This is a genomic window from Burkholderia mayonis (assembly GCF_001523745.2).
Taxonomy (GTDB): Bacteria; Pseudomonadota; Gammaproteobacteria; order Burkholderiales; family Burkholderiaceae; genus Burkholderia; species Burkholderia mayonis.
The window spans coordinates 453,465-473,563 of the sequence record NZ_CP013386.1; the positions used below are offsets into that span (position 1 = coordinate 453,465).

At 66.2% G+C, this 20,099-nt stretch carries 15 protein-coding genes; 9 read left to right on the top strand and 6 right to left on the bottom strand.

What is annotated here, in order from left to right:
• Positions 1 to 132: 132 nt before the first annotated feature.
• The 3 genes from icmH to tssJ all read right to left on the bottom strand — a co-directional run bounded on the left by icmH (position 133) and on the right by tssJ (position 2,984).
• Positions 133 to 918, bottom strand: coding sequence for a type IVB secretion system protein IcmH/DotU (gene icmH, locus WS70_RS02365; protein WP_059473097.1), 786 nt, complete (start codon positions 916 to 918; stop codon positions 133 to 135).
• Entirely contained in the window at positions 915 to 2,261 is a 1,347-nt protein-coding gene (gene tssK / locus WS70_RS02370; RefSeq protein ID WP_059473098.1) for a type VI secretion system baseplate subunit TssK, read from the bottom strand. The genes icmH and tssK overlap by 4 nt, the downstream gene beginning before the upstream one ends.
• A gap of 108 nt (positions 2,262 to 2,369) precedes the next feature.
• On the bottom strand, positions 2,370 to 2,984 hold the full coding sequence (gene tssJ, locus WS70_RS02375; protein WP_059473099.1) for a type VI secretion system lipoprotein TssJ: 615 nt from the start codon (positions 2,982 to 2,984) through the stop codon (positions 2,370 to 2,372).
• 375 nt (positions 2,985 to 3,359) lie between these two features.
• On the opposite strand from tssJ, the gene WS70_RS02380 reads away from it, so the two are divergent.
• The 9 genes from WS70_RS02380 to tssA all read left to right on the top strand — a co-directional run bounded on the left by WS70_RS02380 (position 3,360) and on the right by tssA (position 14,089).
• Positions 3,360 to 4,028 (top strand): tetratricopeptide repeat protein, encoded by a 669-nt coding sequence (locus tag WS70_RS02380; RefSeq protein WP_059598338.1) that lies wholly within the window; start codon positions 3,360 to 3,362, stop codon positions 4,026 to 4,028.
• Positions 4,029 to 4,064: 36 nt separating this feature from the next.
• A complete protein-coding gene (tssB, locus tag WS70_RS02385) occupies positions 4,065 to 4,583 on the top strand; it encodes a type VI secretion system contractile sheath small subunit (protein ID WP_059598337.1) in 519 nt (172 codons plus the stop codon).
• Between the two features lie 16 nt (positions 4,584 to 4,599).
• Positions 4,600 to 6,090, top strand: a complete 1,491-nt coding sequence (gene tssC, locus WS70_RS02390; protein ID WP_059473102.1) for a type VI secretion system contractile sheath large subunit — start codon at positions 4,600 to 4,602, stop codon at positions 6,088 to 6,090.
• Between the two features lie 71 nt (positions 6,091 to 6,161).
• Positions 6,162 to 6,665 carry an Hcp family type VI secretion system effector gene (locus WS70_RS02395; protein ID WP_059473103.1) on the top strand — a complete coding sequence of 168 codons (504 nt, stop codon included), beginning with the start codon at positions 6,162 to 6,164 and terminating at the stop codon, positions 6,663 to 6,665.
• A gap of 57 nt (positions 6,666 to 6,722) precedes the next feature.
• On the top strand, positions 6,723 to 7,205 hold the full coding sequence (gene tssE / locus WS70_RS02400; protein WP_059598336.1) for a type VI secretion system baseplate subunit TssE: 483 nt from the start codon (positions 6,723 to 6,725) through the stop codon (positions 7,203 to 7,205).
• Between the two features lie 78 nt (positions 7,206 to 7,283).
• On the top strand, positions 7,284 to 9,122 hold the full coding sequence (gene tssF, locus WS70_RS02405) for a type VI secretion system baseplate subunit TssF (protein WP_059598335.1): 1,839 nt from the start codon (positions 7,284 to 7,286) through the stop codon (positions 9,120 to 9,122).
• Complete coding sequence (tssG, locus tag WS70_RS02410) at positions 9,086 to 10,186, top strand: type VI secretion system baseplate subunit TssG (RefSeq protein WP_059473106.1); 1,101 nt, start codon at positions 9,086 to 9,088, stop codon at positions 10,184 to 10,186. The genes tssF and tssG overlap by 37 nt, the downstream gene beginning before the upstream one ends.
• A 33-nt stretch (positions 10,187 to 10,219) precedes the next feature.
• Complete coding sequence (gene tssH, locus WS70_RS02415; protein WP_059598334.1) at positions 10,220 to 12,889, top strand: type VI secretion system ATPase TssH; 2,670 nt, start codon at positions 10,220 to 10,222, stop codon at positions 12,887 to 12,889.
• An 84-nt stretch (positions 12,890 to 12,973) separates the two neighbouring features.
• Positions 12,974 to 14,089: a type VI secretion system protein TssA gene (tssA, locus tag WS70_RS02420; RefSeq protein ID WP_059598333.1), complete on the top strand. Its 1,116-nt coding sequence runs from the start codon at positions 12,974 to 12,976 to the stop codon at positions 14,087 to 14,089.
• Positions 14,090 to 14,254: 165 nt separating this feature from the next.
• Here tssA and WS70_RS02425 read toward each other — a convergent pair whose 3' ends face one another.
• From WS70_RS02425 to tssM, 3 genes are read right to left on the bottom strand one after another with little or no spacing between them, the layout of a single operon-like run.
• The gene (locus WS70_RS02425) at positions 14,255 to 15,199 is read right to left on the bottom strand and encodes an OmpA family protein (RefSeq protein ID WP_059598332.1); all 945 of its coding nucleotides are present in this window, start codon (positions 15,197 to 15,199) and stop codon (positions 14,255 to 14,257) included.
• 4 nt (positions 15,200 to 15,203) lie between these two features.
• Positions 15,204 to 16,193 (bottom strand): type VI secretion system-associated protein TagF, encoded by a 990-nt coding sequence (tagF, locus tag WS70_RS02430; RefSeq protein WP_059473109.1) that lies wholly within the window; start codon positions 16,191 to 16,193, stop codon positions 15,204 to 15,206.
• Positions 16,190 to 20,095, bottom strand: a complete 3,906-nt coding sequence (gene tssM, locus WS70_RS02435; RefSeq protein ID WP_059598331.1) for a type VI secretion system membrane subunit TssM — start codon at positions 20,093 to 20,095, stop codon at positions 16,190 to 16,192. Before tssM ends, tagF begins: the two co-directional genes overlap by 4 nt.
• Positions 20,096 to 20,099 lie beyond the last annotated feature (4 nt).

The following is a 20,099-nucleotide window of genomic DNA, read 5'->3' on the forward strand; positions in this document are numbered from 1 at the left end:
TCGTTAGCACCCTCCCGCACGACATGGACTTGGTGATTTTTCGCCACAAACGGTGTGTGCATCCAGATCGATAACCCCCCGCGACTATCGCATCGGTCGAAATAAAAAGCCCGGCATTCAGCCGGGCTCCCCTCAAGGCAACGAAATCGTCAAATTAGCCGACTCTGGCCCGACCTTGATGACCTGCGAATAAGGCGCCAACGCCTTCACGGTGCTATTGCGCAGATACGTATTGAGCCCGGCGTAAGCAAGCAGCCCGACGAGCGCGAACACCGCCCCGATCGCCCACAGCGGCACCTCGCGCTTGAGCCGATGCGAGATCTGATCCGGCAGCGGCCAATGCGGCGCGAACGGCGCGCGCTTACCCTTCATGTGCGCGATCTCGTCGCCGAGCCGCGCGGTCAGATACGCGAGCTTCTCCGGCCCTTCGAGCAGATACTTGCCCTGGAAGCCGAGCAACAGGCACATGTGGAACACCTCGAGCGACTGCAGCCGCGCTGCGCCTTGCGCGCGGCATTCTTCGAGATACTGATAGAACTTCTCGCCCGCGAGCTGCTCGCCGAACAGCACGAGCTGCAGCGGCCGGCGCTCCCAGTCCGCGCGGATCTTGAACTGCGACGACAGCACCGATTCGTCGATCGCCGCGCAAAACGCGAACTTCGCCGCATAGACGTCCTCGGCGGCGATGTTGAGCTTCTTCGCGCCGCGCTCGAACTCGCTCAAGAATTCCTGGATGCGTGTGCCGAACTCCGATGCATCGCCCGGCTCGCGGCCGTTCTTCAGCAGGAACAGCATGAAGAAGCCGTCGTACAGCAGATCGACGAGCGAGCGCGCCTGGAAGCCGGCGTCGGTCGACGACGCCGTTTGCGGCGCGGGGGGCGGCGTGTTGTCGCCGAAAAGGGAAGGCGCGTAACTCATGACGTGACGGCGATCAGTTCGAATTTGAGATCGTTGATTCCGGACGGCGCGTAGATCATCGCCGACTGGGCCTGCAGCATCCGCTCATAGAGCGGGCTGCGCGCATCGAGTGCGAAGTAGCATGCGCCCGGGCGCACGGGAATCGCGGGCGGCACCTGCGGCGTGTATGCGAGCCGCACGCCCGGCATCGCGGACAGCACGAGCTTGTCGACGTCGTCCGGTGCGCCGACTTTGAAGCGCGCGGGCACGGCCTCGACGAGCTCGACGGAAGGCATGTCGGCAGACACCGCGAGATAGAACGCGGTCTTGTCGTCGATCTTGCCGGAATCGAGCCGTCCGACATGGAACGACGGCCGCACTTCCTCGAGCGTGATCGCGAAGTAGCGCGTCGAGATCACGGTCTCGAGCAGGTCGCGCAGGATCGTGTCGAGGCGCGCGAAGCCGGGGCCCGGATCGTCATGCCGATAAGCGGGCAGATCGGCGAGCACGTGGCCCTTCGAGAATGTCATCAGCTGGCCGGCGAGGCGCAGCAGTTCCTGGAACAGCCGCTCCGGATGCAGCGCCGAATGCTGGTGCAGGTGCGCGAGCGCGGCGAACGCGGCGCTCGCCGTGTGCAGCAGCCAGAACGATGCGATGTCGCCCGAGCGGAATTCGATGATGTTCTTCGTCGGCTCGCGATGGAAGCCGTACAGCGCGTTCACCTTCGCCTGCAGCGCGTCGATCAGCTGGCGCAGGCGCTGATGCAGGATCGGCGACGCCTCGATTGCGAGGCACGGCGGCACGAAGCTGTCGTCGATCTCGAAGCCGGACGTCGCGGTGCGGCGCACGCGCACGAGCGGGATCGACAGCAACTGATCGCGCGGCTCGCTGTGCGCGATCAGCTTGACGTTGGTCTTCAGGAACGTGATGTCGGCGTCGGCGGCGTCGGTGAAGTGGTCGGCGACGCTCGCCTGCTCGCTGACGAAGCGCGACACGAAGCCCCCGTCGCGGTTTTCCGCGTAGTTCGAGCCCGTCTCGCGCAGCGGATGCAGCGCGAGGTAGAACGTGAATTCGTTGATGCCGTCGGGCAGCGTGTCGAGCGCGATGGGCGGCGGCAGTTCGTCGGCCTGCGGCGCGGAGTAGAGCGCGCCGTCCGGGAACACGAGCGACAGTTCGCTTGCGCGCAACACGTTGCTGCCGAGCGCATCGCGATCGAACCGCACCGAACGCACGCCCCAGTTGTACGGCTGGATCGTCTGAATCGATTCGAAGAGGCGCGCTTCGTGATACGCGTCCTGCCGCTGAAAGTGCTGCGGCCTCAGAAAGAGGCCTTCTCCCCAGAGCACCTTGGCCGAATAACTCATGTTAAATCCGCTTAAATGTGATTAGGCCGTTGGTCGGTTTATTCGCGTCGCGATTGGCAAGCGAATCGTTAATCCTTGTTAAATGACTTTTAAATGTCATCTCGAATTTCATCCGCAGTTCACCGACGAGAGCAAATCGAGCCGCTCCGTCGGCATGCCCTGTTGCGAAGGAAGGACGGTGCCGTCCGTCACAGTCATCGCGCAGTTGTGCAGGCCGATGATTATGCCGGATTTCTCGGACTTCGCAGGATCGAACGTCAGCTTCCAGCGCTGCAGCGCCGGGTCGCGAAAAAGCGCGACGATGCCGAATGCCTGCGCTTCGCGCGATACCTTTTCGGTCGCGTTGTAGCGCTGTCCCGGAATCAGCGTAATCTCGCGCACGCTCAGGAGATCGTTGCCGAGCGCGGTCTTTTCCTTGGCCGGATCGGTGAAGCTGTCGAACGGCGCTTGCTGGAACGACGTCGGATCCTTCAGCGCGTAGAGACGCACGACGAGCGCGAGCGGGCGATTGTCGTTCGCGGCGTTGAGGTTCGGCGCGGCGTAGAGCGTCAGGCCGACGTTGCGCGGCGGCTTCTGCGAATCGGGCACGTCGGGCTTGCCGACGCCCACCATCTGCAGCGCGGCGCTGCCCGCCGAGCCGAGGAGCGGCACGGCGGCCGCGCAGCCGCCGAGCAGGATGCAGGCGGCAAGCGGCAGCGCGTAACGAGTCACATGCGGATTCATCGATTTTCCGGGCGCGGCGCCCTTTGCTCCCTGTCAAAACTATCAGTTGCTTGGCCGATTTGGCCGCACAAAAACGTCTGCGTCTTCAATTGCTGAACAGATCGCCGTCCGTATCGTTGTATTCGGAAAAAATTTCCACAAATTGGGCGAAATCAAATTCCTTTGCGGCAATAATTGCATTGGGAGCGGTACACGCGTGATTCCCCGGGCGTGCGCGGCCGCGTCGGGCGGCGCGCTGCGCTGCTTTTAAAACGGCCGCTCTTCACGCGAAGATTGAATTATGAAAAATTGATCGGTACTATACCCGCGCGCTTGTAGCAAAGCAAAATCACGAATTCTCAACGATTTAAAACGCCCGCGCCGGGGAAATAAACGATGAAAGACCGTCTCTTCGCAAAACTTTCTGGGGTAGTGTTGGCCTGCGGCATCATCGCCGGTTGCGCATCGCAGCCGACTCCGCCCACGTCCGAAGCATTCAACAAGTCGTTGGCCGACGCCGACGCGGTGGCGAAGGCAGGCGATCAGGACCGCGCGATCGGCCTTTATCAGCAACTTGCGAAATCCGATCCGACACGCGAAGAGCCGTGGTCGCGAATCGCGCAGATCCAGTTTCAGCAGGGCCACTACGGTCAGGCGATCGTCGCCGCTCAGGAGGCGCTGCAGCGCGACAAGACCGACCGTCAGGCGAAGAGCGTGCTTGCCGTCGCGGGCCTGCGCATCGCGACCGAATCGCTCGGCGAGCTGCGTCAGGATTCGTCGCTCGCGGGCGACGCGAAGTCGGATGCGCAGGCGCTCGCGAAGCAGCTGCGCGACACGCTCGGCGAAGCCGCGCTGTTCCCGCCCGAGCAGCAGACGAAGCCCGTCGTGAAGAAGCGCCGCATCGTGCGTCGCGCGAAGCCGCCCGTGCACGAGGCCGCGCCCGCCGAAAACAGCACGGCGGCCGCCCCTGCGGCGCCGGTTGCCCCCGCCGCGCCTGTGACGCCGGCACCCGCGCCGGCACCCGCGAAGGCGTCAGGCGGCGATCCGTTCAGCGCGCTGCGTTAAGCCGCGCGCGATCCACACACTAATCGGGAGCCGTCGATGGCGAAGAAAGAAAGCATTCAAAAGCGCTTGCAGAAAGTGCGGCCGCCCCGCGTCCAACTGACGTACGAGGTCGAACGGGGCGACGCGATCGAGATCAAGGAACTGCCGTTCGTCGTCGGGGTCGTCGGCGATCTGGCCGGGCAGTCGGAAGTCGAGCAGTCGAAGCTGCGCGACCGCAAGTTCGTCAACATCGATCGCGACAACTTCGACGACGTGATGAAGGCGATCGAGCCGCGCGCCGCGTTCCAGGTGGAGAACCGCCTGAGCGAAGCGGGCGGCAAGTTCGCGGTCGATCTGAAGTTCCGTTCGATCAACGATTTCAATCCGGACGAAGTCGTCGAGCAGGTCGAGCCGCTCAGGCGTCTGCTCGAGGCGCGCTCGAAGCTCGCCGATCTGCGCAACAAACTGGCCGGCAACGACAAGCTCGAAGACCTGCTGAGCGAAGTGCTGTCGAACACGCAGCAGTTGGACGCGCTGAAGAAAAGCGCCGACGGCGGCGACAAGCAGGGCGAATGAGTAACGGGGTGGCGAAATGAACCAGCAAACGGCTGCGGCCCAATCGACCGGCGCTCAGGCCGGCACGGAATCCTCGCTGCTCGACGACATCGTCGAGAAGAGCAAGGTCGCGAAATCCGAATCCGAGCATGCGCGCGCGAAGGATCTGATCGGCGAACTCGTCAATCAGGTGCTCGACGGCACGGTGGTCGTGTCGGACAACCTGTCGGCGACGATCGACGCGCGCGTCGCGGAGCTCGATCGCCTGATCTCGTCGCAGCTCTCGGCCGTGATGCACGCGGCCGAGTTCCAGCGTCTCGAGAGCACGTGGCGCGGGCTCGACTACCTGGTGAAGGAAAGCAACACCGGATCGACGATCAAGATCAAGGCGCTGCACGCGCCGAAGCGCGATCTCGTGCGCGATTTCAAGAACGCGTCCGAGTTCGACCAGAGCGCGCTCTTCAAGAAGGTGTACGAAGAAGAATTCGGCACGTTCGGCGGCTCGCCGTTCGGCGTGCTGGTCGGTGATTACGAGATCTCGCGCCAGCCGGAGGACCTGTACTTCATCGAGCAGATGTCGCACGTCGCGGCGGCCGCGCACGCGCCGTTCGTCGCATCGGCCGCGCCCGAGCTGCTCGGCCTCGAGTCGTTCGCGGATCTCGGCAAGCCGCGCGACCTCGGCAAGGTGTTCGACACCGTCGAATACGCGAAGTGGAAGTCGTTCCGCGATTCCGAAGATTCGCGCTACGTCGGCCTCACGCTGCCGCGCTTCCTCGGCCGCCTGCCGTTCAATCCGAAGGACGGCGCGATCGCGGAGAACTTCAACTTCGTCGAGGACGTCGACGGCACCGATCACAATAAATACCTGTGGTGCAACGCGTCGTGGGCGTTCGCCGCGCGTCTGACGGCCGCGTTCGACGATTTCGGCTGGTGCGCGGCGATCCGCGGCGTCGAAGGCGGCGGCCTCGTCGAGGATCTGCCGACCCACACGTTCAAGACCGACGACGGCGAAATCGCGCTCAAGTGCCCGACCGAGATCGCGATCACCGATCGCCGCGAGAAGGAGCTGAGCGACCTCGGCTTCATCCCGCTCGTGCATTGCAAGAATTCAGACTACGCCGCGTTTTTCGCCGCGCAGTCGGTGCAGAAACCGAAGAAATACAGCACCGACAGCGCCAATGCGAACGCCGTCCTGTCCGCGCAGTTGCAGTACATCTTCTCGGTATCGCGCATCGCGCATTACCTGAAGGCGATGATGCGCGACAAGATCGGCAGTTTCGCGTCCGCGCAGAACGTCGAAACGTTCCTCAATCGCTGGATTTCGCAGTACGTGTTGCTGGACGACAACGCGACTCAGGAACAGAAAGCGCAGTTCCCGCTGCGCGAAGCCTCCGTACAAGTGTCAGAGATTCCCGGCAAGCCGGGTGCGTATCGTTCGGTCGCGTTCCTGCGCCCGCACTTCCAGCTCGATGAGCTGTCGATTTCTCTGCGCCTTGTCGCTGATCTGCCCAAACCGGCAAATTCATAAGCGAGTTGAGATCGCCCGGGCGGGCCGCCCGGGTAGGACGTTAAAACCACCTCTTTGGGGAGTCGTAGGCCATGTTAGACATGTACTTGAAGTTCGGTAATCCTGCCGTCAAGGGCGAGTCCGCGGACAAGGACCATGATGGTTGGATCGAGCTGAAATCCTGGGACCATTCGATCATCCAGCCGCGTTCGGCGACCGCGTCGACCTCGGGCGGCCATACGTCGGAGCGTTGCGAGCACGGCGACATGGTGTTCACGAAAGAAATCGATATGGCGAGCCCGCTGCTGTACCAGCACGCGTCGGGCGGCACGACGTTCGACGAAGTGACGATCGATTTCATGCGTTCGGACGGTGACGGCCAGCGCGTCAAATATCTCGAGATCAAGCTGAAGTACGTGATCGTCGCGAGCGTGACGCCGAGCGTGCAGAAGGAAGGCCTGCCCCTCGAGCAATTCGCGCTGAAGTATGCCGCGGTCCAGTGGAAGCAGACGCAGCAGAAGATCGGCGGCAACCAGGGCGGCAACACGCAGGGCGCCTGGAGCCTTACGAAGAACGACAAGACCTACGCGGTCTAAGTTCGACGCGGGAACGGGGCACGGCGCGTGCCCCGTTCCCGTTTTGCGTGGAGCCCGATGAAACGCTTCGAACCGAGCTTCCTCGACAAGCTGTTCGACGACGAACCGCATGTGCCGGCACCCGCCGCAATGCGGCAATTGTCGCTGGAAGAACTGAAGAACACGGTCGCGCGCGACGTCGAGGCGATCCTGAACACGCGCATCGCGCTGACGGACGAAGATCTCGCCGCGCTGCCGGAGTGCCAGCGCTCGGTGCTGACTTACGGGCTGAACGATTTCGCCGGCCTGAGCCTCGCGAGCCACTACGACCGCACGTTTATCTGCAAGTCGATTCAGCAGGCGATCGCGCGGCATGAGCCGCGGCTGCAGCAGGTGACGGTGGCGTTCGAACTGAACGAGCAGTCGACGAACGCGCTCTACTTCGCGATCCAGGCGCTGCTTGTCGTGCATCCGGCCGAGGAGCCGGTGACCTTCGATGCGATGCTGCAGCCGTCGACGTTGCAATATTCGGTGACGCGCGCGCGCGCCGCCAAGGTTTGAGCCGTATCGCGTGAGCCGCCGGGCGCCGCGCGGCAACGAGAAGCCCGGCACGAGAGCATCAGGTTTCGGGGATCGTCGATGGAAGAGTTGCTGCCGTATTACGAACGCGAGCTGTCGTTTCTGCGGCGCTATTCGCTCGAATTCGCGAACCGGTACCCGAAGATCGCCGCGCGTCTGTCGCAGACGGGCGAGCATTGCGAGGATCCGCATGTCGAGCGGATGATCGAATCGTTCGCGCTCCTCGGTGCGCGGATCAACAAGAAGCTCGACGATGAGTATCCCGAATTCACCGAAGCGCTCGTCGAAGTTCTCTATCCACATTATTTGCGGCCGTTTCCGTCGTGCTCGATCGCGCAGTTCGGCGCGCCGGAGTCGTTCGCTCGATTGACCGAACCGCAGGTCGTCGAACGCGGCACCGAGTTGAAGAGCCGCGCGATCCGCGGCGTGCAGTGCCGTTTCCGCACCGCGTACGACGTGACGCTCGCGCCGGTCCGGCTCGCCGACGCGCGCTACGGCTCGATCGCCGCGGCGCCGAGCTCGGCCGCGCTGCCCGGCAACGCGACGGGCGTAATCTCGATCACATTTGAATCGACGTCGCCGCAGCTCGATCTCGCCTCGCTGAAGCTCGGCAAGCTGCGCGCGCATCTGCACGGCGAGCAGTCGTTCGTCGCCGCGCTGGCCGATTGCCTGTTCGCGCACGCGCTCGCGTTCTACGTCGAGCCCGATCGCAGCGGCCGCTGGATCGCGCTCGGCAAGGCGCCGTTCGAGCACGCGGGCTTCGACGACGCCGATGCGCTGATCGACTACCCGGCCCGTTCGCACCCGGCGTACCGGCTGCTGACCGAATACTTCGCATTCCCGGACAAGTTCAACTTCGTCGACTTCGATCTGGCCGCGCTGACGCGCCGCGCGGGCCATTGCCGGCAATTGACGCTGCACGTCGTCCTGCGCGACGTGCGCAGCGATTCGCACGTCGCGCGGCTGCTCGATCTGCTGACCGCGAGCCACTTTCGCCTGTTCTGCACGCCGGTCGTCAACCTGTTCCGGCAGCACGGCGAGCCGATCCGGATCAGCCACCAGGCGGTGTCGTATCCGGTGATCGCCGACGCACGCCGCGCGTTCGCGTACGAGGTGTATTCGATCGATTCCGTGCATCTCGTGCGGCAGCGCGCCGATCGGGAGGCGGTCATCGAATTCCGGCCGTTCTATTCGCTGCATCACGGCGAGGAAGGGCAGGTCGGCCACTATTGGTTCGCGCGTTGCGACGACGACGTCGCGCGCAAGAGCCCCGGCTACGAGACCGAGATTTCGGTCGTCGACATCGACTTCGAGGCGGGCGCGTCGCAGACCGACACGTTGAGCCTCGATCTCACCTGCACGAATCGCGATCTGCCGGCCGCGCTCGCGACGGGGCTCGACGGCGGCGATCTCTTCATCGAAGGCGACGCTCAATCCGGCCCGATCGCGCTGCTGCGCCGGCCGACGCCGAGCGCGCGCTTCGAGCGCGGCCGCGCCGCGCACTGGCGGCTCGTGTCGCACCTCGCGCTCAATCACGTGTCGCTCGCCGAAGAAGGGCTCACCGCGCTGAAGGAAGTGCTCGTGCTGTACGATCTGAGACGGTCCGCGGTGTCGACGCGTCACATCGACGGGATCGTCGGCATCGAGCAGAAGGGCGCCGTGCAGTGGCTGCCCGGCAAGCCGTTCGCGACGTTCGTGCGCGGCGTCGAGATCCGGCTCACGATCGACGACGAGCATTTCGTCGGCTCGAGCCTCGCGACGTTCGTGCGGATGATCGACGCGTTCTTCGGGCTTTACGTGCACCTCAACAGCTTTGTTCAACTGATCGTCGTGTCGAAGCGCACCGGCGAGGAGATCATGCGATGCAAACCGCGCAGCGGCGAATCGATCCTGGCGTAGTCGAGCGGCTGCTCGACGAGCCGCATCGCTTCGAGTTCTTTCAGGCGGTGCGGCTGCTCGAGACCTGGTTCGCGAAGCGCCATCCGCAACGCTATGCAGCGAGCCGGCCGGGCGAGATCGTCGCGCGGCGGATCGGCTTCAGAAACACGTTGTCGCTCGGTTTTCCGCCGAGCGAAATCGAGCGCGCGCAGTCGTACGGCGAAGCGGGCGACGCGCTGAAGGACGCGCCGCAGCGCAACGCGGCGGTCGACGCGGGCGCGCTGTCGCGCGTCGAGCTGACACCCGCGTTCTTCGGCCTGCTGGGCGGCCAGGGCGCGTTGCCGCTCCATTACACCGAGCAGATCATCGCGCGCGAGCACCTGAAGCGCGATCACGCGGCGCGCGCGTTCTTCGACGTATTCTCGAACCGCGCGACCGCGCTGTTCTACGCGGCGTGGAAGAAGTATCGGCTGCCGCTGCATTACGAGCTCGACCGCGACGAGCGCTATCTGCCGCTGTTGCTCGCGCTCGCGGGCGTCGCGAACGACGACGCGCGCTCGACCGTGCAGGAAGGCCGCGGCGCGCTGCTCGACGAAGCGATCGCGGGCTATGCGCTCGCCGCGCGGCACCGGCCGGTGTCGGCCGCCTATTTGCAGCGCACGCTGTCCGAGTATTTCCGCGTGCCGATCCGCATCGAGCAGTTCGTCGGCAAGTGGTACGACGTGCCGCCCGATCAACTGAGCGTGCTCGGCGACGTGAACGTGACGCTCGGCGCGACGGCGCTCGTCGGCGAACGCGTGTGGCAGCGCGACATGCGCGCGCGGCTCGTCGTCGGGCCGCTGTCGAAGCGCGACTACGAGGCGTTTTTGCCCGGCGAGGAGCGTGCGGTCGCGCTCGAGCGGATGTTGACGCTGCTCGCCGGCGTCACGCTCGAATACGAAGTGTCGCTCGTGCTGCGCCGTGCCGAAGTCGGCGCGAGCATCCTCGGCAGCGGCGCGCGGCTCGGCTGGGATGCGTTCCTCTGCACGCGCGAAGCCGAGCGCGACCGCGCGGACGCGCGCTACGAACTGCATGTCATTCATTGATAACAACGATCGAACCTGAGTGGACCGTAACCGATGAGCACGCCCCTGAAGACCCTGATCGCGAAACTGAATCCGGTGTGCCGGAAGGCTGCCGAGCGCGCCGCCAGCCACTGTTTCGCGCGCGGTCACTATGAAGTGGATCTCGAGCATCTGTTCCTCGCGCTGCTCGACGAGTCGACCGGCGACGTGCCGCTCGTGCTGCGTGCGAGCGGTGTCGATCCGCACGCGCTGCGCGCGGACCTCGAGCGCGAGCTCGAAGGATTGAAGACGGGCAACACGCGTACGCCGGTGTTCTCGGTGCATCTGACCGAGTTGTTCGAGCAGGCGTGGCTTATCGCGTCGCTTGATTCGCAGATCGGCCGGATTCGTTCGGGCCATCTGCTGCTTGCGTTGCTGACGGGGCCCGATCTCGCGCAGTTCGCGCAGCGGATGTCGTCGCAGTTCACGCGCGTGCGCGTCGACGATCTGAAGCATAAGTTCGACGAGATCACCGCAGGCTCGGCCGAAGCCGAGCCGCGGCAGGCGGAGAGCGACGCCGCCGTGCCGGACGGCGCCGCGGCGGCGGGCGGCGCGCCGCGCGGCCCGTCGAAGACGCCGGCGCTCGACACATACACGACGAACCTCACGCATCGCGCGCGCGAAGGCAAGATAGATCCCGTGATCGGCCGCGACGCGGAGATCCGTCAGGCGATCGACATCCTGATGCGCCGCCGGCAGAACAATCCGATCATGACGGGCGAGGCGGGCGTCGGCAAGACCGCCATTGTCGAAGGACTCGCGCTGCGGATCGCGGCCGACGACGTTCCGCCGCCGCTTCGCGGCGTCGCGCTGCACGTGCTCGACATGGGCCTCCTGCAGGCGGGCGCGAGCGTAAAGGGCGAGTTCGAGAACCGCCTGAAGAGCGTGATCGACGAGGTGAAGAAGAGCGCGCATCCGATCATTCTCTTCATCGACGAAGCGCACACGATCATCGGCGCGGGCGGGCAGGCGGGCCAGAACGACGCCGCGAACCTGCTGAAGCCGGCGCTCGCGCGCGGCGAGCTGCGCACGATCGCGGCGACGACGTGGAGCGAATACAAGAAGTACTTCGAAAAGGACGCGGCGCTCGCGCGGCGCTTTCAGGTCGTGAAGATCGAGGAGCCGAGCGAGCCGCTCGCCGCCGCGATGCTGCGCGGGATGGCGGGGCTGATGGAGCAGCACTTCAACGTGCGGATCCTCGACGACGCGATCACCGAGGCGGTGCGGCTGTCGCATCGCTACATGAGCGGGCGCCAACTGCCGGACAAGGCGATCAGCGTGCTCGACACCGCATGCGCGAAGGTCGCGCTCGCGCACAGCGCGACGCCCGCGGCGATCGACGACACGAAAAAGCGCATCGAGCGGATCGACGCGGAGATCGCGGCGCTCGAGCGCGAAGCCGCGGGCGGTGCTGCGCACGACGAGCGCCTCGCGGCGCTGCGCGACGAGCGCGAGGCCGATTTGAAGGCGCTCGCCGAAGACGACGCGCGTTACGAACAGGAGCGCGCGCTCGTCACGGAGATCGGCGCGTTGCGCGCCGAACTCGACGCGTCGCGCGAGCCGTCCGCCGACGGCAAGCCGGTCGACGTCGATGCGGCCCGCGCGACGCTCGCCGGGCGCGTTGACGCGCTGCGCGCGCTGCAGGGCAACCAGCCGATGGTGCCGCTGCAGGTCGACGGCCACGTCGTCGCGGAGATCGTCGCGTCGTGGACGGGCATTCCGCTTGGCCGGATGGTGAAGGACGAGATCGAGACCGTGCTGAACCTGCGCGATCTGATCGGCGCGCGCGTGATCGGCCAGGACCACGCGCTCGACGCGATCGCGCAGCGCGTGCGCACCGCGACCGCGAGCCTCGAGGACCCGAACAAGCCGCGCGGCGTGTTCATGTTCGTCGGGCCGTCGGGCGTCGGCAAGACCGAGACCGCGCTCGCGCTCGCCGACGTGCTGTACGGCGGCGAACGCAAGATGATCACGATCAACATGAGCGAGTACCAGGAAGCGCACAGCGTGTCGGGCCTGAAAGGCTCGCCGCCCGGCTACGTCGGCTATGGCGAAGGCGGCGTGCTGACGGAAGCGGTGCGCCGCAATCCGTATTCGGTCGTGCTGCTCGACGAAGTCGAGAAGGCGCATCCGGACGTGCTCGAAATGTTCTTCCAGGTGTTCGACAAGGGCGCGATGGACGACGCCGAAGGGCGCGAGATCGACTTTCGCAATACGCTGATCATCCTGACGTCGAACGTCGGGTCGTCGGCGGTGATGCAGGCGTGCCTGAACAAGGCGCCGGAGGAACTGCCCGACGCCGAGGCGCTCGCCGAGACGCTGCGCCCGCAGCTCTACAAGGCGTTCAAGCCCGCGTTCCTCGGCCGGATGAAGGTGATTCCGTACTATCCGATCTCCGACGACGCGCTCGCCGACATCATCGAGCTGAAGCTCGAACGCATCCGCCGCCGGATCGAATCGAACCATAAGGCCGCGTTTGAGTGGGATGAGTCGCTCGTCGACGCCGTGCTTGCGCGCTGCACCGAAGTCGATTCGGGCGCGCGCAATGTCGATCACATCCTGAACGGCACGCTGCTGCCGGAGATCGCCGAGCACGTGCTGTCGCGGATCGCCGACGGCGCGGCGATCGCGCGGATCGCCGCGCGCGCGGCCGAGACGGGCGAATTCGAGTACACGGTCGAGTAAGACCGCCGCGCGGCGCGTGCGTCACGCGTCGCGCGGTCATCAAGCAACGATGGACGCCGCAACGGACAGACATAGCATTCGACCATGCCGATCAACCTCAACGAGCTGCTGACGCCGATCAGCGAAGCGTCGCCGTGCGGCGACGATCTCCTGTTCTCCTCCGATTTCGACGCGATCCAGCACGCGCGCAAGTTCGACGATCCGTCGCTCGACCAGGGCGAGTGGATCACCGACATCAAGGAAGCGGACTGGAGCTTCGTCGTCGAGCAATCGACCGCGCTCTTGCGCGAACGGACCAAGGACCTGCGGCTCGCGGTATGGCTGACCGAGGCGCTCGCGCTCGAGGACGGCATCGGCGGACTCACGCAGGGCTACGCGCTGCTGACGAATCTGTGCCGGCAATTCTGGAATCACGTGCACCCGCTGCCGGATGGCGACGACGCCGAGTACCGGCTCGGCAACGTCGCGTGGCTCGTCGGGCGCACGGCCGAGCTGCTGCGCGCGGTGCCGCTCACCGACGGCGCGTCGAACGCGTTCAGCGAGCTCGACTGGGACGTCGCGCAGCACGTCGCGCAGGCGATCAAGCGTGATCCCGAGCAGGCGGGCGAAATAGCGCGCGGCAAGCCGTCGGTCGATCAGATCGAAGCGTCGAAGCGGATGACGTCCGTCGCGTTCTATGCGCGGCTGCTCGGCGAGCTGAGGGCGTTCCAGGTCGCGCTCGATGCGCTCGAGCAGGAGCTCGACCAGCGCGCGGGCGATGCGGCGCCGAGCTTCCGGCAGGCGCGCGACACGTACGAAACGGTCTACCGGCTCGCCGAGCGCTTCGCGAAGGAGCAGGGCTACACGCCCGACGCGCAGCCGCAGGCCGTCGCGCCGGGCACGTCGCTCGAGCGCGCGGAGCCGAGCTTCAAGACGCCGCTTTACCCGGAGGACTCCGTGCAGAGGCATACGCCGCCCGCTCCCGCGCCGATCGTGATCGCCGGCATCCAGAATCGCGCGCAGGCGGTCGAGCAGCTCCGCGCGGTCGCGAAGTATTTCCGCGGGACGGAGCCGCACAGCCCCGTCGCGTATCTCGCCGACAAGGCCGCCGAATGGGCGGACATGCCGCTGCATCAGTGGCTCGCGTCGGTCGTCAAGGACGACGGCTCGCTCGCACACATCCGCGAACTGCTCGGCCTGAAGCCGGACGACAACGCGTGAGCGTCGGCCGGCTCGCGTCGGCCGGCCATAAAAAAAGCGACGGAGAGGCCGTAAAGGGCCATTCGTCGCCGTTTCCATGTTGCTGTACCGCTCGTGGTATTTGCTGTACTGCCGCGCGCGTGGGCGGGCCGCCCGTCGTCCCGCCGCCGTTTGCGCTCGCGCCGCTTACTGCCCCGCGCGGAACTCGATCCGGCGATTGCGCGCGCGTCCGTCGTTCGTGTCGTTCGACGCGATCGGCTGATCGGGGCCGACGCCCGTCGTCGTCAACTGCTGCGACGCGATGCCCTTCGCCACCAGATAGCCCTTCACCGCGTCGGCGCGCGCCTGGCTGAGCGCGATGTTCGACGCGCGATTGCCCGAGTTGTCGGTGTGGCCGATGATCTCGACCGTCCGGTTCGACATCTTCGCGAGCGCGGCCGCCATCTGGTCGAGGATCGCGCGGCCTTGCAGCGTGAGCGTCGCGCTGCCGGTCTCGAACTCGATCGTGCGGTTCGCGAGCGTCTGGTCGAGCAGGCCCTGCTCGGACGCGCTCACGCGCAGCCCGTTCTTGATCGTGTAGGTCGGGTTCAGCGCGTTCGCCATGTCGCTCGCGAGCTGCTGGCGCTGCGCTTCGTTGTGGACCTCGCCCTTCACGTCGATCTGCGTGCCGTCGATCCTGAGCTGTCCTTTGCTGATCTGCTTCAACTGCGGGCCGATCAGCTTCTGCACGTTCGTGGACCAGTTCGGCGGCGTCGCGACGTCGCCGACTTCGATCTGATCGACGACGTTCGCGGCGCCGTACGTGTCGCGCAGGCGCTGCAGCACGGCGGCCTTCGTCGCCTCGTCGGCGACCTTGCCGCCGGCGACGACCTGACCCGGCGTCGCGTTCGCGGGCGGCGGCGGCGACACGATCGCGCCGCCGCCCGCGCCGCTTGCCGCTGCGGGAGCGGGCGAGACTGCGCCGGGCGCGACGAGCGGCGTCGACTTCACGGGTACGCCGCCTGCATCGATCGGCGTGACGGTCGCGGGGCCGACGTTGTCGGCGAGCGCGACGCCGCCGTGCAGTGCGCCGCCCAGCGCGAGCGCGGCGAGCGTGAGCCTGAAGCGGGAAGTGAGGAACGGCTTCGTCATCGCATCACGCTCCGATGAACGCTTCATGGAACGTGTCGATGCAGACACGCAGCGACAGTTGCGGTTGGTCGAGATAACTGACGAGCTTGCTGATCCCATGGTCGTTTTGCGCATGTGCGTCGATCCATTCCGGATCGTCGATGTCGATGTTGTGTTCGGCGTAAGTCTGCGGATCGACCACGCTGTGCAGGGTTTTCGCGGACGCGCCGTTGAAGCCGATGATGAGCCGCTCGCGCTCGGCAATCGTGCCGATGAAGATCGCCAGTTCGAAGTCGGCGCGCGACACGAACGGTGCGACGAGCTCGAGCCAGAACGCGGCGACGAGGGTGCGATAGAACGGATCGGTCGGCAGCGGCAGCGTGAGCCCGCGCTCGATGTGCGACGTGCCGCTTTGCATCACGGGACGCAGCAGCGAGCCGAGCGCGAGCATCGCGCCGCGCAGCTTCACCGGATGGCCGCTCGCGAGCAGCATCTGCTCAAGGCCGTACAGGGTCTGGTGCTCGACGAAATCGTTGAACGTGCCGTCGTGCGCGCTGCCCGGGCCGCCCGTGTCGATCGGCACTTGCGTGTCGCCGAGCGCCTGCAGCGCGCCGGCCGGCTCCTGCGGGCCGAGGAGGGTTTGCATCTGCGCGGCGGCGCGCGACCAGAGCCGCGCGAACGCGAGCGGGCTGCGCGCGAGGAACGGCAGCGGCCGCTCGACTTCGAGCGCCGTCGCGGCGAGGAACGGGAAGCGACGGTTCGACGCGTCGCGGCTCGCGATCATGTGGCCCGCGATCGCGAGCCGGCTCTTCGAGCCGAGGAACGCGAAGTGCATCGGCTTCGCGTTCTCGTAGACGATCTTCCAGCGCGGGTCGTCGGCGAGGAGCTCCATCGCGCGTGCGATCCAGTGGTCGAGCGTCTGCAGCAGCTGCGGATTGTGCGCGCTCTTCACGAAGTCGCCGCGCGACGGGATCTTGCCGAAGTAAGCGATCTGAGCCTGGACCGTTTGCGTCATTGCGCCCCCTGTGCGTTCGATGCTGAAGCCGCTGCGATGGCGGCCTGCGGGGCCGTGGCCACGACGCCCGATCCCGCCGGCTGCGCGGTTGCGCTGGCCGCGCCGCCCGCGCTCGCGTCGGCGACCGATGACGGCAGGCGCAGGCCGCGCAGGCTCTGCTGCTGCGGCTGGTCGCCGCCGCCGCCCGTCGGCTGCGAGGTGCTGATGATGCGCATCGTCACCGACACGCTGACGTTGCCTTGCGTCCACGTCAGGTCGAACGTGCCGTCCGGACGGCGCTTGCGCTGCGCCGAGTTGATCAGCTTCTCGAGACCGTAACGGCCCGGCTCGTTGACGAGCTGGATCGTGCGGCCGTCGAACGTCGTCGCGGACAGCGTCGCGCCGGGCGAGCCCTGCGGGTTCGGCCACACGAAGTTCGTCCATTGCGGCGGCGTGTTGCGGTAGCGCAGCTGCTGGCCGTCGATCGCGATCGTGTATTCGGTCGTGCCGCTGCTCGGCTGCGGCAGGACCTGGAACACGGTTTGCGGTTCGGACGACGCGGCGGCGCTCGCCGCCGCGCCGCCCGCGAGCGGCGCGACCCAGCGCGCGAAGCCGTTCGTGAAGTCCGGCGTGAGCGCGAGGCCCATGTCGCCCCAGGTGCGTGCGGACAGCGTGTCGCCGCGGCGCACCGCGAGCGGCCCGAGCGTCGTGCCGACGAACTTCGCGATCGAGCCGTCGGGGCCGAACACCTGCGCGATTTCGCTCGCGCCCGCCTCGACCTTCGCGCTGGCGGCGAACGGATACTTGCTCGCAAGCGAGCCCTGGAACGGCTGGTAGACCTGCGCGTTCCACACCTTGTTCACTTCGACGCTCGCCGGCTGGATCACGACCGCGAACGCCTGCATCAGCGGGCGCACGAGCAGCGGACGCAGCGACTTGCGTTGCGAATCGGTCAGGCCCGTCAGCATCTGCTCGTCGACGAACTTCAGCGAATCGGCGAGCTCCGAGCCGTTGCCGTCGAGCGTTTGCTGCATCAGCTGGCGCGCGCCGGGGCCGGGGTCGCCCTGGTTCTTGATCACGTTGAAGCGCGTGCGGACCTTCGACAGCGTGTCCATGTAGCCCTTCAGCATCGACGTGCCGTCATGCGTCGCGACGATCCGGCCGAGCCCGACGAACTCCTGGCCGATCGGGCCCATCGGCGCGTCGGCGGGATTGCCGTTGATGTCGACGTTCGCCGCGATCTGCCCGCCCGGCTGACGCGTGAACCACTGCTTGACCCAGTTCACGACGCCCGTCTGCGCCTTCTTGATCGTCGCGTTCGCGAGCGACGGGTTGTCCCACGACGTCTGGTCATACGCGGTCTCGAGCACCTTGCGGATCGGCGAATCCTGCGGGTCGCCGAGCTTGTTCATCGCGTCGACCGCCTGGCCGAAGTTGCCGAAGCCCTGCACCGCGATGCCCTGCATGAACTTCTGCCAGTGCTGCGCGTACTCGGTCTTGTACATCGCGACGAGCGTCTTCTGGATCTGCTCGGGGCTGCCCTCGAGCGTCAGGTCGTCCGCCGTCGCGGTGTTCAGCACCCAGTCTTTCGCCTGCAGTTCCTTCGTCGCGGCGTCGCGGATCGCGGGCTGCACGTACTGGAACCACGCTTCGCGCGTGAACGTGCCGGGGATCGCGTAGCTGCCCGCGACGAGGCCCGCGTTGCCTTCGCCGACGATCCGCGCGATCGTCATCGGCGCGAAGCGGGTCGACGCGCGCGCCTTGATCTCTTCGTACACGCGCTGGCGCGCCGGCATCCCGCGCACGACGCGGCGCAGGTTCTCGCGGGTCTGGTCGACGAGCGCGAGGTTCGCTTCGATCATCGGCCAGTCATTGTCGGAGACGCGCGACAGATAGAACGTGATCATTCGCTCCGCACTCTTGATCATTTCGTCGCGCGGCATGTTGCCGCGATTCGTCTCGAGCCAGCCGCGCCAGAAGCGCGCGATCTGGTCGGTCAGGTGCGCCTGCTCGACGTGCCGCTTGTCGGACAGCATCAGGTAGGTCTTGAGCGCGTTGTACGCGTCCTCGACGTTGGTCGGCGATGCGTCGTTGTAGAGGCCGCCCTGCTGCGGATTCTGCGCGACGGCAGGGGAGCGGGCCGCGCCCGGCGCGGCCGGATTCGTCGACACTGGCATGGCGCCCGCCTGCACGGCGCCCGATTCCGGCGCGCGCGTCATCGGTGCGAGCTGGTCCGGATGCGTGTTCACGTCCTTCAGGAACGACGCGAGGTTGCCCGAGACCGGGTTCAGCAGGATCTGCCGCACGCCGTTGTAGTACTCGGTCAGCAGATGCTGCTCGAGACGGTCGCCCTGGTACAGGCCGAGCGACACGGACAGCGGCTTGTCGCGGCGGAACTGCTCGAGCTGCTCGATCCGGTCCTCGAGAATGTCCATCGCCTGCAGGCGGGACTGCAGGTCGTTGCGGTTCTGCTGCAAGCGGGTCACGTTGTCGAGGTCGGCCTGCACGTTCGATACGAGCTGCTGGTTGCCGATCGTCGACCAGGTCCAGCCGCCGAGCGCGAGCGCGAGCGCCGCGACGAAGCCGAAGAACGTCGCGTAGCGCATGCGCGTCTTCGTCGGGCTCGCGAACTGGCGGACCGTCTGGCGGTCCGCGAAGATCACCTTCGAGAACAGGTCGCGCAGGAAGAAGCCGTTCTTCGAGAACGCGCTGTGCGGCTTCGGCAGGCTTTGCGCGTCGAGGCCGAAACGAGTCGCGATCCGCTGCGCGGCAGCGCTGTTCGTCTCGCCTTCCTGCAGCGCGCTCGTGAAGTAGAAGCCGCGGAAGATCGGCTTGTACTGGAACGGATTGTTTTCGAACAACGTCGCAAGGAATGAGCGCAGCGCGGGCTTGATCGTCGAGAACTCGAGCGGAAAGCTCAGTTGGCCGGGCGAAAGCTTGTTGCCGCGGCTGATCGACAGTTGCGCGACGCTGATCTCCTTCAGCCCTTCGTACAGCTCTTCGAAACGCTCGTCGAACAGCGCGACGACATCGCGCTTCTCGTCCGGCTCGTACGGCAGCGTCGCGCCCCATACGCGGTCGTATTCCTGGCGGTCGCTGCTGCTGAAGAATTCGGTGAAGCCCGTGATCAAGTCGGCCTTCGTGAACATCACGTAGACGGGCGCGAATACTTCGAGCTTCTCGGTGAGTTCCTGTACGCGCTGGCGCAGGTTCTTCGCGAGGTTGATCGCGAATTCGGGACGGTTGCCGGTCAGCTCGGCGATGCTCGCCGTGACGATGATCCCGTTGATCGGCGCCTTCGGACGATGGCGCTTCAGCAGATCGAGGAAGCCGAGCCATTCGCTGCGGTCTTCCTCGTGCACCGAATAGCGGCCCGCGGTGTCGAGCAGGATGCCTTCCGTCGTGAAGAACCAGTCGCAGTTCCGGGTGCCGCCGATCCCGTGGATCACCGCGCTGTTCTTGTCCGCGAACGGAAACTGCAATCCCGAGTTGATGACGGCGCTGCTCTTGCCCGCGGCCGGGTTGCCGATCACGATGTACCACGGCAGCTCGTAGAGCGCGGAGCCGCCCGACACCTGACCGATCTTCGATGTCTTGATCGTCTTCACCGTGTCGGCGAGACGGGTGCGCAGCACGTCGAGGTCCGCCTGCTTCGCGGGCTCGGCCGCGGCGGCGGACATCTTGCCTGTTTCGGCCTGCTGCTCGAGGATATCGCCGAGCCGGCGGTTCGCGCGGCGCACGCGCCAGCGGCGCCAGAGCTTCGTCGCGAGCCAGAGCGCGACGGCGACGGCGAACGCGACGGCCGCCCATGCGAAGCCGATCTGTAGCGCATCGGCCGCGAGGAACAGAACCGCGGCGAGCGCGGCGAAGCCGACGATCGTGAGCGTGCGAGGGTGAGTCAACACGTTGAGGAAGCGTTGCATAGGA

Excerpts from the sequence above, each read along its gene's own strand:
- icmH (WP_059473097.1), bottom strand. The coding sequence starts at position 918 with ATGAGTTACGCGCCTTCCCTTTTCGGCGACAACACGCCGCCCCCCGCG.
- tssK (WP_059473098.1), bottom strand. The coding sequence starts at position 2,261 with ATGAGTTATTCGGCCAAGGTGCTCTGGGGAGAAGGCCTCTTTCTGAGG.
- tssJ (WP_059473099.1), bottom strand. The coding sequence starts at position 2,984 with ATGAATCCGCATGTGACTCGTTACGCGCTGCCGCTTGCCGCCTGCATC.
- WS70_RS02380 (WP_059598338.1), top strand. The coding sequence starts at position 3,360 with ATGAAAGACCGTCTCTTCGCAAAACTTTCTGGGGTAGTGTTGGCCTGC.
- tssB (WP_059598337.1), top strand. The coding sequence starts at position 4,065 with ATGGCGAAGAAAGAAAGCATTCAAAAGCGCTTGCAGAAAGTGCGGCCG.
- tssC (WP_059473102.1), top strand. The coding sequence starts at position 4,600 with ATGAACCAGCAAACGGCTGCGGCCCAATCGACCGGCGCTCAGGCCGGC.
- WS70_RS02395 (WP_059473103.1), top strand. The coding sequence starts at position 6,162 with ATGTTAGACATGTACTTGAAGTTCGGTAATCCTGCCGTCAAGGGCGAG.
- tssE (WP_059598336.1), top strand. The coding sequence starts at position 6,723 with ATGAAACGCTTCGAACCGAGCTTCCTCGACAAGCTGTTCGACGACGAA.
- tssF (WP_059598335.1), top strand. The coding sequence starts at position 7,284 with ATGGAAGAGTTGCTGCCGTATTACGAACGCGAGCTGTCGTTTCTGCGG.
- tssG (WP_059473106.1), top strand. The coding sequence starts at position 9,086 with ATGCAAACCGCGCAGCGGCGAATCGATCCTGGCGTAGTCGAGCGGCTG.
- tssH (WP_059598334.1), top strand. The coding sequence starts at position 10,220 with ATGAGCACGCCCCTGAAGACCCTGATCGCGAAACTGAATCCGGTGTGC.
- tssA (WP_059598333.1), top strand. The coding sequence starts at position 12,974 with ATGCCGATCAACCTCAACGAGCTGCTGACGCCGATCAGCGAAGCGTCG.
- WS70_RS02425 (WP_059598332.1), bottom strand. The coding sequence starts at position 15,199 with ATGACGAAGCCGTTCCTCACTTCCCGCTTCAGGCTCACGCTCGCCGCG.
- tagF (WP_059473109.1), bottom strand. The coding sequence starts at position 16,193 with ATGACGCAAACGGTCCAGGCTCAGATCGCTTACTTCGGCAAGATCCCG.
- tssM (WP_059598331.1), bottom strand. The coding sequence starts at position 20,095 with ATGCAACGCTTCCTCAACGTGTTGACTCACCCTCGCACGCTCACGATC.